Genomic DNA, 16,831 nt, shown 5'->3' on the forward strand with positions numbered 1-16,831 from the left:
TCACGCCTCCCCACGCCACTGGCTCATCAGCATCTGAAGGAATCGCTCTGCGGTGGGCGAGAGCAGGGCACCCCGTCGGCGGACGATGCCGATCGTGCGCGACACCACCGGGTTGCCGATCGCGCGCGTCACCAGGGTGGGGTGATCCCCGTCCGGCGTGGCCATCTTCGGTAGCACCGACACGCCGATGCCGGCCTCGACCATGCCCAGTGACGTCGACAGGTGCGTCACCTCGTAGTGCCAGCTCAACTTGAGGTTCTCGCGCGCCAGCGCGCCGTCCAGCAGCGTGCGGTTACCGCTGGTGCGATGCACGGTGATCAGCTGGTGCTCGGCCAGATCAGCCCATTCCACTTTGCGCTTGCGGGCCAGCGGATGATCGCGCCGGCAGGCGAGGACGAAGGGGTCCTCGGCCAGCACGTCGAAGTCGAGATTCGGATCGTTGGCGCCCATGAAGTTGATGCCGAACTCGACTTCACCACGTTCCACTGCCTGCAGACCCTCCGTGGCCGGGATATCCAGAATGCGGAAGCGCACGTTCGGGTGTGCTTCGTGGAAACGCGCCATCACGCTGGGCAGGAAGTAGAACGCCGCCGTCGGCAGGCACGCGATGGTCACGGTGGCGCCGCGGGTGTCTTCGCGGCCGCGCAGCGAGAACAGCGAGCCATCGAATTCCTCCAGCATGCGGCGCACCAGTGGCAGCAGGTTCTCGCCGACAGCGGTGGTACTGACGCTGCGCGTGGTGCGCTCCAGCAGCGGCGAACCCACGGCCTGCTCCAGCTTCTGTATCCGTCGGCTGAGCGCCGGCTGGGAGACGTGCAGGATTTCAGCGGCGCGATGGAAGCTGCGTGTCTCCGATACCAGCAGGAACGCGCGTAGATCCAGGATTTCGCAATTGATGCTCATTGGGTATCAATCATCCAAAAATCAGCAATTCACAGATCAATTAGGGTCATGCCAGTATCGAATCACAGAGGGGTCATTCATCCCCTATGCGCATCAATCTAGCACACGTATGTCCAACGATCTGCTCAGCATTCCCTGCGTGCTCATGCGCGGCGGCACCTCCAAGGGCCCGTTCTTCCTGGCCAGCGACCTGCCGGCGGACACCGCCGAACGGGATCGCCTGCTGCTGGAAGTGATGGGCTCGGGCCATCCGTTGCAGATCGACGGCATCGGCGGTGGCAACGCACTGACCAGCAAGGTGGCGATCATCGACCGCTCGAGCCGGGCGGACGCTGACGTGGACTACCTCTTCGCCCAGGTCCGGGTGGAGCAGCAGGTGGTGGATACCTCGCCCAACTGCGGCAACATGCTGGCGGCCGTCGGCCCGTATGCCATCGAGCGTGGGCTGGTGCAGGCGCAGGATCCGCAGACCGAGGTGCGCATCCACAACGTCAATACCGGCAAGCTGATCATCGCCACGGTGGAAACGCCGGGCGGCACTGTGGCCTACCGCGGTGATACGCGCATTGCCGGCGCGCCGGGCTCAGCCGCGCCGGTCAGGCTGTCCTTCCTTGATGCGGCAGGCGCCCGCACCGGCAAGCTGCTGCCCAGCGGGCATGCGCAGGAAACCATCAATGGCGTGCCGGCCAGCCTGGTGGACTGCGCCATGCCGATGATGCTGGTGCGTGCCGAAGACCTGGGCGTGCGCGGTGATGCCTCGCCCGCCGAACTGAACGCGGACGCGGCGTTCATGCGCCGGCTGGAAGCGCTGCGCATCGAGGCGGGCGCCCGCATGGGCATCGCCGACGCCGGCAACAAGGTCATTCCCAAGCCGGTGCTGCTGTCGGCGCCGCAACAGGGCGGCGATCTGCAGGTGCGCTATTTCATGCCGCACCAATGCCACACCGCACTGGCCATTACCGGTGCGGTCGGCCTGGCCACCGCCGCCGTCACGCCGGGCACGCTGGCCCACACTTTGGTCGGATGCCGGTCCGTTCCCGGCAGCATTACCCTCGAACATCCGAGTGGGGCCCTGGAGGTGGGCCTCAGTCGCAGCTCGGGCGATTCGCCGGTGATTGCCAGCGTGGTCCGCACCGCACGCCGCTTGTTCGAGGGGCGCGTGTACGCGACTTCGCCCGCGCCCGCCACGGCCAGTGCCACCCAAGCCCGCCAATGGACGTCAGCGGCATGATCTGAACCCGGACGGGCCTGCGTAGACGCGCATGCCCGCCATTACAACGTAGATGCTTCACTCCTGGGAGGGATGATGTACAAGCAGTTCTTCTTGGCCGCGCTGTGCGCGGCCGGTCTGGCCGCGGCCGGATGCAGCAACAGCGGGCGCAGCGAAGGCGCATCCGCCGGCGGTGGCGACAATGCCCCGGTACGCATCAGCGTCGGCTCCTACAACCTCAACAACCTGCCGTTCTTCATCGCCGACGCCAAGGGGTACTTCAAGGACGTCGGCCTGCAGGTGAAGACCGAGAACTTCGCCCAGGGCGGCTCCAAGGTATTGCAGGCGCTGGTGGCCAATTCCACCGACGTGGCCGTCGGCTTCTACGACCACACCATCCAGATGCAGGCCAAGGGCAAGGACGTGGTGGCCTTCGTACTGCTCTCGCGCAACTCCGGCCTGGTGATGGCCGGCCGCGAGGATGCCACCTTCGATCCGGCGCGCCCGGAGACCATCAAGGGCCAGAAGGTCGGGATCACCGCGCCGGGCTCCTCGTCCGACTTCTTCGTCCGTCACTTCCTCGCCCAGCACGATATTCCGGCCGACAGCATCTCGTTGATCGGCGTCGGCTCGGGCGCCGCAGCGGTGGCCGCGCTCGAGCAGGGCAAGATCGACCTGCTCGTCAACTATGATCCTGCCGCCACCCTGATCACCGAGCGCAAGGTCGGCAGGATCATCCTCGACGCGCGCAGCGACGACGGCGCCCGCCAGGTCTATGGCGGCCTGTACCCGACCTCGGTGATGTACGCCAACCAGAGCTTCCTGGACACGCGACCCGAAGCGGCCGAGAAGATCGCCCGCGCCGAGCAGATGGCCTTGAAGTTCATCGCCGACAACAGTGCTGAAGACATCGTGGCCGCGCTGCCGGACAGCTACGTCTCCGGTGACCGCGCCACCTATGCCCGCGCGGTGGAGAACGCGCGCGCGATCTTCACCCGGGACGGTCACTTCACGCCTGCCGATCTGGAAACACCGCTGAAGGTGCTGCGTGAGTTCAACACGGATGTCGCCAAGGCCGATATCGATCTGTCCCGGACCTATACCAATGCCTTCGTCGAGCGTGCCAACGCTGCGGCGCCGGCTGCCCAACCGTAAGCGGAGGTAAACCATGGCCCTCAATGCCACCGTGCGCCAGTTCAATGGCGCGCCGCAGCTGGAGCCTGCACAGACCATGGTCGCCATCAACAAGGTGACCATGTCCTTCGGCGAATTCACCGCCGTACGCGATGTCGACATCCAGGTGGGTGACGGCGAGTTCCTTGCCATCGTCGGACCCACCGGCTGCGGCAAGAGCACCATCCTCAATTCCGTGGCGGGCCTGCTGAAGCCGTCGTCGGGCCAGGTCAGCATCGATGGCCGTGCCGTCAGCGGCGTGCAGGAGTCGGTCGGCTACCTGTTCCAGCAGGACGCGCTGCTGCCGTGGAAGACCGCGTACCAGAATGTTGAACTCGGCCTGCGCTTCCGCGGTGTGCCCGAGGCCGAACGCAAGGCCAAGGCCAACGCGTGGCTGGCCAAGGTCGGCCTGGCCGGCTTCGAGCATCGCTACCCGCACCAGCTGTCCGGTGGCCAGCGCAAGCGCGTGCAGATGGCCCAGGCGTTGATCGTCGAGCCGAAGGTGATCCTGATGGATGAGCCGTTCTCGGCGCTGGACATCCATACCCGCCACCTCATGCAGAACGAGCTGCTGCGGTTGTGGCAGGAAGACCGGCGCTCGGTGATCCTGATCACCCACGATCTGGAAGAAGCGATCGCCCTGGGCGACCGCGTGGTGGTGCTGTCCTCCGGCCCGGCCAGCCGCGTGGTGCGCAGTTTCGATGTGGATCTGGAACGGCCGAGGAACGTGGCCGAAATCAAGCTGGATGACCGTTTCACCGACCTGTACCGCGACATCTGGGCCTGCCTGCGCGGCGAAGTGGAGAAGAGCTATGCACGCCAAGACTGACAAGTTCATCCAGCTCGCGCTGGTGGTCGCCGTGTTCGGTGGCTGGGAAGGCGGCATCGCGCTGGGCGTGATCGATCCGTTCTTCTTCCCATCGCCAACCGCCATCGTGCAGCAGGCCTGGACCTGGCTGTCCGATACGTCGTTCTATCAGCATGTCTACATCACGCTGACCGAAACCGCGCTGGGCTACATCATCGGCACCGGCCTGGGTGTGGCCGGCGGCGTCTGGCTCGGCCTGAGCCGCCGCTCGGCACGCATCCTCGATCCCTTCATCAAGGGCTTCAACGCGATTCCACGCGTGGTGCTGGCGCCGATTTTCGTGCTGTGGCTGGGCCTGGGGCTGTGGTCGAAGGTGGCGCTGGCGGTCACGCTGGTGTTCTTCACCACGTTCTTCAATGCCATGCAGGGCGTGCGCGAGGTGAATCCGGTGGTGCTGGCCAATGCCCGCATCCTGGGGGCGAGCCGCAGTGACCTGCTGCGCCATGTCTACTTCCCCGCAGCGGCGAGCTGGATCCTGTCTTCGCTGCGTACTTCGGTCGGCTTTGCCGTGGTCGGTGCGATCATCGGCGAATACCTCGGCGCCTCGGCGGGCCTGGGCTACCTGATCGCGCAGGCAGAAGGCAACTTCAACGCTGTGGGCGTGTTCGCCGGCATCATCATCCTGGCCGCCTTCGTGCTGGTCATCGACGCGCTGCTGGACGTGGTCGAGAACAAGCTGATCACCTGGCGTCCCAACGCCCAGGCACAGGCCACCAGCTGACCCGGACGGGCTGAGCCCGCCTGCCGCGCCGCCGGGCCGATCCGGCGGCGCGCGCTTCCTTCCCCGATCTTCCCCCGCACCACCGCAACGGGCCAGCGCCAGGCCAGGGGGCCGGCTGGCCGGAGAGAGCCCATGAACCATTCCAACGTGCTGCCGCTGGCAGCGCTGTCGGTCGCGCTCGGCCTGCTGTTGGCCAGTGGCCATGCCGACGCACAGTCCACGTCCTCGCTGCCCGCGCCGCTGAGCCAGGCCGAGCTGTCACGCCTGGTGCAGCAGCAGGCACTGCAGATCCAGCAACTGGAAGCACGCCTCCGCGCCGTCGAGGGCGGGCAGGGCAGTGCGAGGGCACCGTCAACGCCGCCCGCGCCTGCGCTGGAAACGCGGGTGGCCGCACTGGAAACCAGCCAGTCCAGGCTGCCGAAGGTCTCCTGGGCCAAGGGTGCACCGGAGTTCAGCAGTGCCGACGGCACGACGGTGTTCCGCCCCCGTGGCCGCCTGTTCGTCGATGCCTCGAGCACCGACGGTTCGGCGGTCGCCGACCGCAACGTTTCGGGTACCGAGATCCGTTCGGTGCGCCTGGGGGCCGAGGGGCGCTACGGCACCCTGGGCTGGGTCGTGGAGGGCGACTTCGCCGACAACGCGGTGGCGTGGAAGTCGGTCTACGCCACGCTGGACCACACGCTGTTCGGCCTGCCGGCCGATCTCACGATCGGCAACCGCTTGAACGATCGCGGTATCGATGGCTCAAGCAGCACGTCCAACACGCCGTTCCAGGAACGCAACGTGGTCGGCACGCTGCTGCTGCCGCAGCGCGGCCTGTTTGGTATCGGGCTCACCGAGCGGGTGTATGGAAGGGGCTGGCATGCCAGCCTGTCGGTGGCCGGCAACGACCTCAACAACGCCGGCACCGACAACGACAGCCAGACCTGGGCCACCCGCGTCCACTGGAATCCGCTGGACACCGCCGACGCCACGGTGCATCTGGGCGCATGGGCCTTCCACGAGAAGATTCCCGCCGGGGCCAGCGGCGTGGTGCGCAGTTCGGCCATCGCGGGGCATTTCAACGATCTGGTCAGGATCACACCGGGCACGCTGGTGGGCGCCGAGCGCAGCACCGCCTACGGCGCGGAACTGGCCGGCTTCTTCGGCCCGGCGTGGGCAACCGGCGAGTGGGGTACGCGAAGCCTGCGCGGGGCCGATGCCAGCGGGCGCTATGATCGCGACCACGAAGCGTGGGCGATCTCGGCCGGCTGGTTCCTGGCGGGCGCGCTGCCGTCCTACTCGGGCAAGGCCGGCACGTGGGGCAAGGTGAAGGTGGCCGATCCGGTGACGCGCGGCGGCAGCGGTGCGTGGGAGCTGAAGGGCCGCTATGAGGACGTGGACTATGCCGAACTGCCCAGTGGTGGTACCGGTCACGCGTGGACACTGGGCGCGAACTGGTACCTCAACGATTTCAGCCGGGTGATGTTCGAAGCCGTGCGTTGGCAGACCCGCCACCGCAGCGGCAGTGCGGCGGGCAGGGATGAAGGCACCACCTTCAATACCCGTCTGCAGCTGGTCTTCTAGGGCCGGGCCGCCGCCTGCATTCTGGTCACAGCAGCAACAACGCAGCGATGAGTGCAGGCGGCATCACCAGCGCGCCGACGCGCAGGAAGTCGAGCGCGCTGACATGCTCGCCCTCGCGGCGCAGCGCCACCAGCCACAGCATCGTGGCCAGCGAGCCGGTCACCGACAGGTTCGGGCCCAGGTCCACGCCGACCAGCAGTGCGGCACGGGTCTGCGCCGGCAGGTCTGCCACCTGGCCCAGCGAACCGGCGGCCAGGCCGACCGGCAGATTGTTGGCTACGTTGCTCAGCAGTGCAGCGGCGCCACCGGCCAGCCAGCTGGCCTGGTGGGGAGAAGCCTGCGCCATGGCCTGCAGCGCGCTTGCCGCAGTCTGGATGACGCCGGTCTGCGCCACCGCCTCCACCAGCACGAACAGACCGGCCACCAGCGGCAGCACGCCCCAGGCGACATGCCGCAGCAGCGGCAGCGGGCTATGGCGCTGGCGTATCACCACGACCGCCACGCTCAGCGCGCCGGCGCAGAACGTGGCCAGGCCCAGCGGTCCGTTCAGCGCGGACGTCACCAGCAGTACGCTGCCGGTGAACAGCACGCCCAATGCACTCAGTCGGCCACCCTCGGTCAGCGGGCGATGTTCCGGTGCGGCGACCAGCGGCTGCGCGATTTCGCGCCGGTGTACCCAGCGCAGCACCAGGTAGGTGGCACCGATCGCCGCCGCCGACGGCAGCGCGAACTGCGCCAGCCACTGCAGCAGTGGCGGCATGTGCTGGCCGTACACCACCAGGTTGGCCGGGTTGGAGATGGGCAGCACGAAGCTGGCCGCATTGGCAATGAAGGCGCAGACGAACAGGTAGGGCAGGGGATTGGCGCGCGCCGCCTTGCAGGCCGCGTAGACCGCCGGTGTCAGCACCACGGCCGTTGCATCGTTGGACAGGAACACCGTCACCAGCGTGCCGACCAGGAACACCAGGTCGAACAGGCGTCGCCCCGATCCGCCCGCATGCCGCACCGCGTACAACGCCAGCCAATCGAACAGGCCTTCGCGCCGCGCCAGTTCGGCCAGCACCATCATGCCGACCAGGAACAGGTAGACGTCGCGGCCTTCGGCTACCGCGCCCCATGCGGTCTGCAGCGATACCGCGCCCAGCAGCGGCAACAGGGCGGCAGCGCCCAGCGCCCACACATACTCGGGGATGCGGAAGGGACGGAACAGCAGGCCGATGGTGGCAACGGCGACCGCTGCCCAGATCACGAGGGGGGAATGGGGGGCAAGCATGGAGTGGGGGCTTCAGCGGCACCGGCAGCGACCCCGGCGCAGGTGCTCCTGGCGCACGCGATCAGCGGATGGGCGGCCGCTGCAATCATCGCAGGTTCCGGGATCGCCGCATCATACCGTGCGCACTGGCATGGCGACTGCTGGGGGGCCGGGCGCGTTGGTGACGAACCCGGCGTCCGGTGCGGATAGGCAATCAAGCGCGGTATGACTTCAGGCACTGCAGTTTGACTACATGTGTAGTCAGACTGCGGGCACACTCACTGGAAGAGAACGCAATGCCAACGTCCTGCTGGTTGTCCTGCGCCCTGGCCCTCGTGATCGGCATCGCGGGGCCCACCCATGCGACGCCGCGTGCCGACGCCCTCGCCACGATCGAGCGCAACGCGCGTGCTTCGCATTCCGATGCGGTGCTCGTGATGCATGACCGGGACACGCTGCTTGAGCTGAAGCCCGCCCCCGCGCAGGAATCCGTGCACCTGATGTCGGCAACCAAGTCCGTCGTCGCGCTGGGCATTGCGTTGCTGCTGGACGAAGGCAAGCTGGCTTCGATCGACGTACCGGTCAGCCAGATCTATCCGGAATGGAAACAGGGCAGGAAGAGCCGCATCACCGTGCGCATGCTGCTGGACCACACCTCCGGCCTGCAGAACGTGGCCAACGCGGGCGCCGAACTGGAAGGGGCCCCGGACCTGGTCAAACTGGCACTGGCAGCCGAGCTGAGTGACGACCCGGGCGCCGTGTTTTCCTACAACAACAAGGCCACCAACCTGCTGCCCGGCATTGTCGAGCGCCTGGCGGGCGAGCCGCTGGATGCCTACCTGGATGCGCGCCTGTTCAAGCCGCTGGGCATTGCCCACCACACCTGGATGAAGGATGAGGCAGGCACTCCGCTGGGAATGGCGGGCCTGTCCCTGCGTGCCGCCGATCTTGCCGCCATCGGGCAACTGTTGCTGGATGGAGGCGTGGCGCCGGATGGCAAACGACTGTTGAGTGAACGGTCAGTGGCATTGATCACTGCTGAAAGTGCCCGTTCGCCTGACGTGGGCCTGTTGTGGTGGCGGATACCAGCGTGGGAACGCTATCAGCTCAAACCCCGGCTGGATGACCTGCTGGCCGGGCACGGCGTTGACGATGACGTGCGCCGCGCCGTGCAGGCCAGCGCGGGGCGCACGTTCGACAGCCGGGGGCAGTTGATCGCATTCCTCACCGAACGGTTGGGTGCGGACGGGCCGCAGCGTTACGCCAGCCAGATCGCCGCGCGCGGCCTGAAGCTCGCCGATCTCTACGACATCACACGGGGACCGGTCGTCGGCTTTGCCGCCAACGGCTACCTGGGCCAATACCTGATGATCGTTCCGGAACAACGCGTCGTCGCAGTGCGCCTGATCCATCGGCGCGAGAGCCACCGCGCCCCACAGGACGACTACGCGTCCTTCTTCGCCGATGTCCTGCAATTGGCGCGGGCACTGCAGTAGGTGCTGCCGTCATCATGTCCACGCGCTCTGAACAACTTCCTGGAGCCTTCTTCACTGTCGTGCCGCCTAAGGTGGGATGACCCCTTGGCCGCCGGGATACTGAAGCATGTTTGATTACCAGGACTGGACCTTCCACGCCAATGGGCGCACGGTGGTGGCGCGCGTGGCGCTGGACGGCGACGGGGGCGGCACCATCAACCGATACCAGCTGATGCCCGGGCCGGCGCAGTCGGGGCTGTGCATCAAGGTCGCCTCCCAGGACGAGGCCGCGCAGAAACTGGAAGCCGAAGTGATGAAGCTGCTGGGACCGGAGTGGTAGCCCCTGCGTAGCGCCACGGTGAGCGGCTCATCTGCTCCGTCCACGATCACGGCGTTGGCCGCGAAAACGGCGGAGCCGGACGGAACGAGTACGGCGAGCCGACTGCGGCGGCGATGCGCTGGAGAGCGTTCACGGTGCGTTCCTTTCTGGATGACCCGCAGGCGCGGGCATCTTTCCTGCGGCGGGTGAGCGGTGACCGGATGCAGCGGCAGCCCGGTCATCAGTAGCGGGGTGATTCCAGCGCCGCTACGCGCGCTGCCGATTTGCTGCGCTGCATGGTGACAAGCGCGAACCCGGGTGATTACTCTCCGCTGCAACGCGATGGTAGCGCTACCAGTCGGACGGGGATCCAGGGTCCAGGGGCTGCCTTCTTTGCCGCGTGTTTGTCCTGGCAGGCTTGAAAAGCAAGTGTAAGTCGCGGCGTGCTCCAGCAGCCGTGCTGTTCGGTTTGGAATGCGGGCCACGCCCGTGCGTGCCCCTGGGAGGGGGCGGTACATCCATTCGATCGTATGTCAGAGGGGACTTTCATGAGCACTTGCAGTTTCCGTGGCACCCCGGGCCCGAGGTCCGGTTCATGAGCCGCGCGTTGGCGAAGTTCCGGTCCCGGGCCATGTTCACCTTCGTGGGTGGCGCCCTGGTCATCAATCCTGCGTTTGCGCAGGACGCAGCAACGGCAACCGGGCAGCAGCCGCAGAGCCAGTCGCAGCCCACCCAGCTCGATGCAGTGCAGGTCACGGGCATACGCAACAGCCTGAGCCAGGCCATGGACATCAAGCGCGACTCGGCGGGCGTGGTCGATGCGATCAGCGCCGAGGACATCGGCAAGTTCCCCGATACCAATCTTGCCGAGTCGTTGCAGCGCATCACCGGCATCTCCATCGAGCGCCGTGACGGCGAGGGCGCGCAGGTGACCGCGCGTGGCTTTGGTCCGCAGTTCAACATGGTCACGCTCAATGGTCGCCAGATGCCCGGCGCCGATGCATTCGGTGCCTCCGGGCAGGTGGCCATCGGCGGTGTCGACGGCGGCACTCGCGCCTTCAATTTCGCGCAGCTGGCCGCCGAGGCCATCAATGGCATCGAGGTCTACAAGACCAGCCAGGCACAGGTGCCCAGCGGTGGCATCGGCGCGACGATCAACATCCTGACCTCGCGCCCGCTCGACCACGCCGGCATCGTGGCCAATGCCGGGGCAAAGCTGGTCTCCGACCAGAGCCAGCCGTTCGACAACGACCTGACGCCGGAGCTGTCGGGCATCTTCAGTTACAGCAATCCGGAAAAGACCTTTGGCGTCAGCCTCAGCGCGAGCCAGCAGAAGCGCAAGGGCGGCTCGGTGCAGGCCACGGAGAACTACTGGAACGTGCAGCCCTGGACGGGGTCGATGCCGGGCAACCCGACCGTGGTGAACGCCCCGGCCGTCGGCCAGCTCTATGCGCGGCCCAACGACCTGCGCTACGCGTTCTCCGAATTCGAGCGCGAGCGAGTCAATGGCCAGGCCGTGCTGCAGTTCGCACCGACGGACAGCCTGACCCTGACCATGGATTACACCTACTCGACCAACGAGATCACCGAGAATCGTGGCGAGCAGGGCATGTGGCTGCAGAACAGCAACTACACCAATGTCCAGTTCGACACCTCCGGTGCGGTCGCCACCCCGGTCTACATCCGCGAGATCGCCGGCACCAAGGACTTCGGGCTGGAACAGCAGCGCAGCATGCAGGAGTACAAGCTGGGCTCGCTGGGCTTCAACGCGGTCTGGAATGTCAGCGACCGTTTCAAGCTCAGCTTCGATGCGCACAATTCGAAGAATGAAAGCCGCCCCAATGACCCACTGACCGGCGGCGGCTCCATCTTCATGAGCATTGCCGGCACCAACAACTGCACCCGTGGCCCGCATTGCGGTGGCTCCTGGGTACAGGAGTTGAACTTCAACAATGGCCTGCCGGTCGGCACCCAGGTCTGGTATCCCAGTACTGCCGATGCGATCGCCGGGACCAATGGCGTGGTCAATCCGGGCTTCCAGGAAGGCGAGATCGGCACCCAGGTGCTGCGCGTCAACGCGCAGACCCAGATCAGCAAGATCAAGCAGGCGCGTGTCGACGGCGAATGGAACTTCGACCACGGCCGCTTCCAGTTCGGCGTGGATACGAACAAGTCCACCACCCACCGCATCCAGGCCGCCGAGGCCTATTCGACACTGGGCGACTGGGGCGTGGCCAACGTGGACCGGGATACCGCCGCCGGCCTGATGGACCTGCTGCAGCCGGTCAGCATCGTCGGCCTGTTCGATGACTACAGTGCCAACAGCTGGCCGGCCTGGCGCGGCAATGCCGGGCAGCTCGCGCAATGGGCGTCGCGCGAGTACGGCGTCGGCCTGGGCGTGGATCCGCAACGCGCGGCCGACAACTTCGTGGAAGAGAAGACCAAGGCGGCGTACTTCCAGGTGGAGCTGGACGGGGAGCTGGGCGGCATGCGCACCAATACCCGCCTGGGCGTGCGCTATGAAACCACCGACGTGGTGTCGACCTCGGTCATTGCCGTTCCCGAGTCCATCGAGTGGCAGGCCAACAACGATTTCCGCATCGTGCTGTCCGATGAGCAGCAGCCCTTCACCGAGAAGGCCAGGTACAGCTACATCCTGCCCAACCTTGATTTCAGCATCGACCTCACCGAGGAACTGAAGGGTCGCGTTTCGTTCGGCAAGAGCATTGCCCGCGCGCCGTACGGCAACCTGTATGCAGGGCCCGGTGCCCAGCAGCCGTTCGGCTCGGTGCTGATCGATCCCTCGTCGCGCGCCAGCGGCAATTCGCAGAACCCGAGCCTGAAGCCGCTGGAATCGGACAACCTCGACCTGGGGCTGGAGTGGTACTTCGCCGATGCCAGCTATGTGTCATTGACCTACTGGAACAAGTCGGTCAGCAACTTCATCGGCAACACGGTCGTCCAGGAGAGCCTGTACGGCCTCACCGACCCGACCTCCGGGCCGGATGCGCGGGCGGCGTTGGACTTCCTGACCAGCGGCGCCTGCGTGGCCCAGGTCGGGCCGGCCAATGCGGCCGCCTGCTCAGCCAACGACACCTCGCTGTTCACCGCACTGGCGCTGCTGCGCAACAATCCAGCTGGCCTGGGCGCCTACAACGGCACCGATGCGCAGGTACTGGCCACCGAAGCGGCCTACGATCTGTATGGGCAGGCCAACGACCCGCTTTACCAGTTCAACGTCAATCGCCCGATCAACCAGAACAAGTCCAAGCTGCATGGCTGGGAACTGGGCGGCCAGTACTTCTTCGGTGACACCGGCTTCGGCGTGCTGGCCAACTACACCGTGGTCAAAGGTGATGTCGGCTACAACAATGGCGGCGATCCGGGTATCGACCAGTTCTCGCTCACCGGCCTGAGCGACACTGCCAACGCCATGCTGATGTACGAGAAGTACGGGTGGTCGGTGCGCCTGGCATGGAACTGGCGCGACCAGTACCTGATCCTGGCCAACCAGGGTTCCAGCCGCAATCCGTACTACGTGGAGCCGTACGAGCAGTGGGATCTCAGCGTCAACTACGCGCTGGATGACCACTGGTCCTTCAGCCTGGAGGCGATCAACCTGACCGGCGAGGATGTGCGGTGGCGCTCGCGCACCTCGCAGATGATCGTCAAGCTGGCCGACCAGAGCCCGCGCTACATGCTGGGCGTCCGCTACAAGTTCTGAGCCTGGTTGCCGATGCGCCCGGCACGGTACCGCTGCCCGCCAGCGGTGCCGTGCCGGGACGGTGTCGCCGCACCTGCCGCGCCTGCGCTACCCTGCTGGCCAGCCACCCCGCACTGGACTGGATACCTCGATGGCCCGCTATGAAATGCTCAACAACATCGCGCATCGGGACCTGAAGGTCGCCATCGGATTCGGGCCGCAGTTCGGCGATGCGGTGGGCATGGTGCCGGCCTATCCCAGCGAGTTCGCCGAACTGCAGCGCGAGTATCCGATCTTCCTGCGCCGGGAGGCCGGGACCGGGGCGTGGCAGTCCGTGGCCCTGCTGGGTTTCGAGCAGCACGAGAACCTGTACCTGCAGGACGGACGCTGGAATGCCTCCTACCTGCCCGGCGCGGCCGCAAAAGGGCCGTTCCTGATCGGCTTCCAGGAGCACTACGTGGACGGCCTGCTCACCCAGGACGCGGTGATGCACGTCGACCTGGACCATCCGCGTGTCACCTCCGGCGCCGGTGAGCCGGTGTTCCTGCCGCAGGGTGGAAACACGCCTTACCTGGACCACATCGCTGGCGTGCTGCGCGGCATCCACGAGGGCAGTGCCTTCGCGGCCGGCATGTTCACGATGCTCGACGACTGTGGCCTCATCCAGCCGGTCACGCTTGATGTGCAGCTCGCGCCGCATCACCGCGTGGGCGTGAGCGGATTGCACGGCATCGACCGCGAGCGACTGGCGGCGCTGGACAGTTCACGCCTGGCGGCGTTGAACCGCGCCGGTTACCTGGAAGGTGCGTACCTGATGCTTGCGTCGCTGCATAACATGCGCCGCCTGATCGCCGAGAAGCAGCGCCGTCTCCGCGTCCAGGACGGCACCGCGCAGGCGGTCAGGAACTGACCGGTGCAAGCCCGCCTGCCGATACGGATCCTGGAAGGCATCGATCCTGCTGGCTTGCCATTGGCCGCCCTGGTGGAGGCCGGTGAGCCGGTCGTACTGCGCGGCATCGCCAGCGGTTGGCCACTGGTCCAGGCCGGACTGGGTAGCGCGCGTGACGCGATGGCGTACCTGTGCAGCGTCGATGCGGGTGCGCCCATCCAGTACTCGTTCGGCGGCGCCGAGATCGCGGGTCGCCCGTTCTACAGCGCGGACTTCACCCGGCTGAACTTCGAAGTGCGGCGCGGTGTACTCGCCCAGGTGCTGGAAGAGATCGCCGCGACGTTGCATGCGCCGCGGCCGCCAACCTATTACGTGGCCTCGCTGCCGATCACGCGGGCACTGCTGCCGGCATTCGCGCAGGCCAACGATGCCGGGCTGGCGAAGCAGGGCATCGACGCCACCGCCAGCATCTGGATCGGCAACCGGGTGACGGCCTCGTGCCATTTCGACACACCCGACAACCTCGCCTGCTGCGCGGTGGGGCAGCGCGAGTTCACGCTGTTCCCGCCCGCCCAGGTCGACAACCTGTATCCGGGCCCGCTCGATCCCACGCCGGGCGGACAGGTGGTCAGCGTGGTGGACTTCGAGCGCCCCGACTTCGATCGGCATCCACGTTTCCGCGAGGCGCTGGCGCATGCACGCAGCGCGGTACTTGGGCCCGGCGATGCGATCTTCATTCCCAGCATGTGGTGGCACCATGTACGCAGCCTGGAACCGTTCAACGTGCTGGTGAACTACTGGTGGCGAAGCTCGCCGGCCTGGCTGGGGTCGCCGCTGGCGGCGCTGCAGCACGCGATGTGGTCCGTGCGCGACCTGCCAGCGCGTGAGAAGCAGGCCTGGGAAGGGCTCTTCCGTTACTACGTATTCGGCCCCGGCGAGCGCGCCGGGCAACACCTGCCTGACACGGCGCGCGGGGATCTGGCACCGTTCGACGAGCAGCGCGCCCGCCGCATGCGCGCGATGCTGCTGGGCAGGCTCAACCGTTGAGAGAGGGCACCGTGTTGGATACCCAGAGCACGCCTGCAGGGCGCATCCGCAAGGTGGTCATTGCCGGTGGCGGTACGGCGGGATGGCTGGCCGGCTGCGCGCTGGCGCATCAGTTCCGTGACCAGCTGCAGATCACGCTGGTCGAGTCCGAGCAGATCGGCACGGTCGGCGTCGGTGAGTCCACCGTGCCGCCGATCCGCACCTTCCATCGCTTCCTGCAGATCGACGAGCAGGAGTTCCTGCGCGCGGTGGCCGGCACCTTCAAGCTGTCGATCTCGTTCGAGAACTGGCGCCTGCCGGGGGATCGCTTCTTCCATCCGTTCGGCACCATCGGCCATGGCACCTGGGCGGCACCCTTCCATCACTTCTGGCTGGACAGCCTGCGCCGCGGCATGCCCTCGGAGCTGGGCGACTTCAGCCTGGAGAGCATCGCATCGCATGGCGACCGCTTCTCGCTGCATACCCAGCCGCAGGCCAGCTATGCGTATCATTTCGATGCCAGCCTGTATGCGCGGTTCCTGCGCCGCAGGGCCGAGGCCCACGGCCTGCACCGGATCGAAGGCAGGATCGCCCAGGTCAGGCAGCACGCGCACGACGGTTCGGTGCAGGCGCTGGTACTGGACGACGGCCAGGTGATCGAGGGCGACCTGTTCATCGACTGCACCGGCTTCCGTGGCCTGCTGATCGAGCAGACGCTGGCCACCGGCTACGAGGACTGGCACGAATGGCTGCCGTGCGACCGCGCCGTGGCGGTGCAGACCGAAGCGGTGGCGCCGCCGGTGCCCTATACCCGGGCGATCGCCCACGAAGCGGGGTGGCGCTGGCACATCGCGCTGCAGCACCGCGTTGGCTGCGGGCTGGTGTATGACAGCCGCCACCTGTCCGATGACGAGGCCGCAGCGAAGCTGCTGCGCGATGCCGGGGCTCCACCCTTGCGCGATCCATGGAAGGTGCCGTTCCGCAGCGGGCGCCGGCTGAAGGCCTGGAACAGGAACGTGGTGTCGCTCGGGCTGGCCAGCGGCTTCATCGAACCGCTGGAGTCGACCAGCATCCATCTGACGATCAGCGCGGTAGTGCGCCTGATCCAGCTGTTCCCGTTCGACGGCATCAGTGCGTCGCTGGTGAAGCTGTACAACGATGTCAGCCGCCAGGAAATGGAGCACGTGCGCGACTTCATCATCCTGCACTACCATGCAACGCAGCGCACCGAACCGATGTGGAAGGCGTGTCGCGAAATGCGCGTGCCCGAATCGCTGCAGCAGCGGCTGAGCGCGTGGCGCGAGCGTGCACATGCGTGGCAGGACCCCGGCGAGGTTTTCCGCGTGGAATCCTGGACCAGCGTGCTGCTCGGGCAGGGCATCGCGCCCGGTCCCGCCCACCCGCTGGCGCGGGCCGTGAGTGACGCCGATCTGCGCACCCTGTTGAAGGGCATCCAACAGCCCGTGCAGCAGGCTGCCGCGCAGATGCCGGCGCAGGCGGAGTTCATCGCGCAGTACTGCAGGTCCGGCGTGGACGTGTGGCGTTCGACGGCAGCAGGCGCGTAACAGGGTTTTGCGTTGCAGCACGCTTTTTCCGCTGCAGCTGGTTACAGTGCGGCAACACCGCTGGCGATGACGCGCGCGGTGGCAACGAGGGGGCCGGACACCACGCCCCCTTTTTGAGTCCACGGAATGTTAGCGCTACCTTTTTTTGATCGGAGGCGGTT

At 66.6% G+C, this 16,831-nt stretch carries 13 protein-coding genes; 11 read left to right on the forward strand and 2 right to left on the reverse strand.

Translation table 11 applies throughout. The features are described 5' to 3' along the window. Positions 1-903 carry a LysR family transcriptional regulator gene (locus tag ACUVWL_RS06325; protein ID WP_010485668.1) on the reverse strand — a complete coding sequence of 301 codons (903 nt, stop codon included), beginning with the start codon at positions 901-903 and terminating at the stop codon, positions 1-3. A 109-nt stretch (positions 904-1,012) separates the two neighbouring features. Here ACUVWL_RS06325 and ACUVWL_RS06330 point away from each other — a divergent pair, with 109 nt between their 5' ends. From ACUVWL_RS06330 to ACUVWL_RS06350, 5 genes are all read left to right on the forward strand, one after another. After that, entirely contained in the window at positions 1,013-2,134 is a 1,122-nt protein-coding gene (locus tag ACUVWL_RS06330; protein ID WP_014647220.1) for a 4-oxalomesaconate tautomerase, read from the forward strand. 75 nt (positions 2,135-2,209) lie between these two features. Continuing rightward, complete coding sequence (locus tag ACUVWL_RS06335) at positions 2,210-3,268, forward strand: ABC transporter substrate-binding protein (protein WP_041864185.1); 1,059 nt, start codon at positions 2,210-2,212, stop codon at positions 3,266-3,268. A 13-nt stretch (positions 3,269-3,281) separates the two neighbouring features. Beyond that, positions 3,282-4,115: an ABC transporter ATP-binding protein gene (locus ACUVWL_RS06340; protein ID WP_014647218.1), complete on the forward strand. Its 834-nt coding sequence runs from the start codon at positions 3,282-3,284 to the stop codon at positions 4,113-4,115. Then, on the forward strand, positions 4,099-4,875 hold the full coding sequence (locus tag ACUVWL_RS06345; RefSeq protein WP_005409726.1) for an ABC transporter permease: 777 nt from the start codon (positions 4,099-4,101) through the stop codon (positions 4,873-4,875). The genes ACUVWL_RS06340 and ACUVWL_RS06345 overlap by 17 nt, the downstream gene beginning before the upstream one ends. A gap of 132 nt (positions 4,876-5,007) precedes the next feature. Next, entirely contained in the window at positions 5,008-6,441 is a 1,434-nt protein-coding gene (locus tag ACUVWL_RS06350; protein WP_111205711.1) for an OprO/OprP family phosphate-selective porin, read from the forward strand. A gap of 25 nt (positions 6,442-6,466) precedes the next feature. Here ACUVWL_RS06350 and ACUVWL_RS06355 read toward each other — a convergent pair whose 3' ends face one another. Beyond that, positions 6,467-7,714 (reverse strand): arsenic transporter, encoded by a 1,248-nt coding sequence (locus ACUVWL_RS06355; RefSeq protein ID WP_445978938.1) that lies wholly within the window; start codon positions 7,712-7,714, stop codon positions 6,467-6,469. Positions 7,715-7,989: 275 nt separating this feature from the next. Between ACUVWL_RS06355 and ACUVWL_RS06360 the strand changes: the two genes are divergently transcribed. The 6 genes from ACUVWL_RS06360 (at position 7,990) to ACUVWL_RS06385 (ending at position 16,670) form a co-directional block, all read left to right on the forward strand. Continuing rightward, positions 7,990-9,189 (forward strand): serine hydrolase domain-containing protein, encoded by a 1,200-nt coding sequence (locus ACUVWL_RS06360; protein ID WP_445978939.1) that lies wholly within the window; start codon positions 7,990-7,992, stop codon positions 9,187-9,189. A 106-nt stretch (positions 9,190-9,295) separates the two neighbouring features. Next, a complete protein-coding gene (locus tag ACUVWL_RS06365; RefSeq protein WP_046430752.1) occupies positions 9,296-9,508 on the forward strand; it encodes a hypothetical protein in 213 nt (70 codons plus the stop codon). 574 nt (positions 9,509-10,082) lie between these two features. Continuing rightward, the gene (locus ACUVWL_RS06370; RefSeq protein ID WP_014647213.1) at positions 10,083-13,211 is read left to right on the forward strand and encodes a TonB-dependent receptor; all 3,129 of its coding nucleotides are present in this window, start codon (positions 10,083-10,085) and stop codon (positions 13,209-13,211) included. A 130-nt stretch (positions 13,212-13,341) separates the two neighbouring features. Continuing rightward, entirely contained in the window at positions 13,342-14,100 is a 759-nt protein-coding gene (locus ACUVWL_RS06375; RefSeq protein ID WP_049439668.1) for a SapC family protein, read from the forward strand. Positions 14,101-14,103: 3 nt separating this feature from the next. Then, positions 14,104-15,126: a cupin-like domain-containing protein gene (locus ACUVWL_RS06380; RefSeq protein WP_049439670.1), complete on the forward strand. Its 1,023-nt coding sequence runs from the start codon at positions 14,104-14,106 to the stop codon at positions 15,124-15,126. A gap of 11 nt (positions 15,127-15,137) precedes the next feature. Next, positions 15,138-16,670, forward strand: coding sequence for a tryptophan halogenase family protein (locus tag ACUVWL_RS06385; protein ID WP_445978940.1), 1,533 nt, complete (start codon positions 15,138-15,140; stop codon positions 16,668-16,670). Positions 16,671-16,831: the final 161 nt, after the last annotated feature.

The organism is Stenotrophomonas muris, assembly GCF_052751275.1.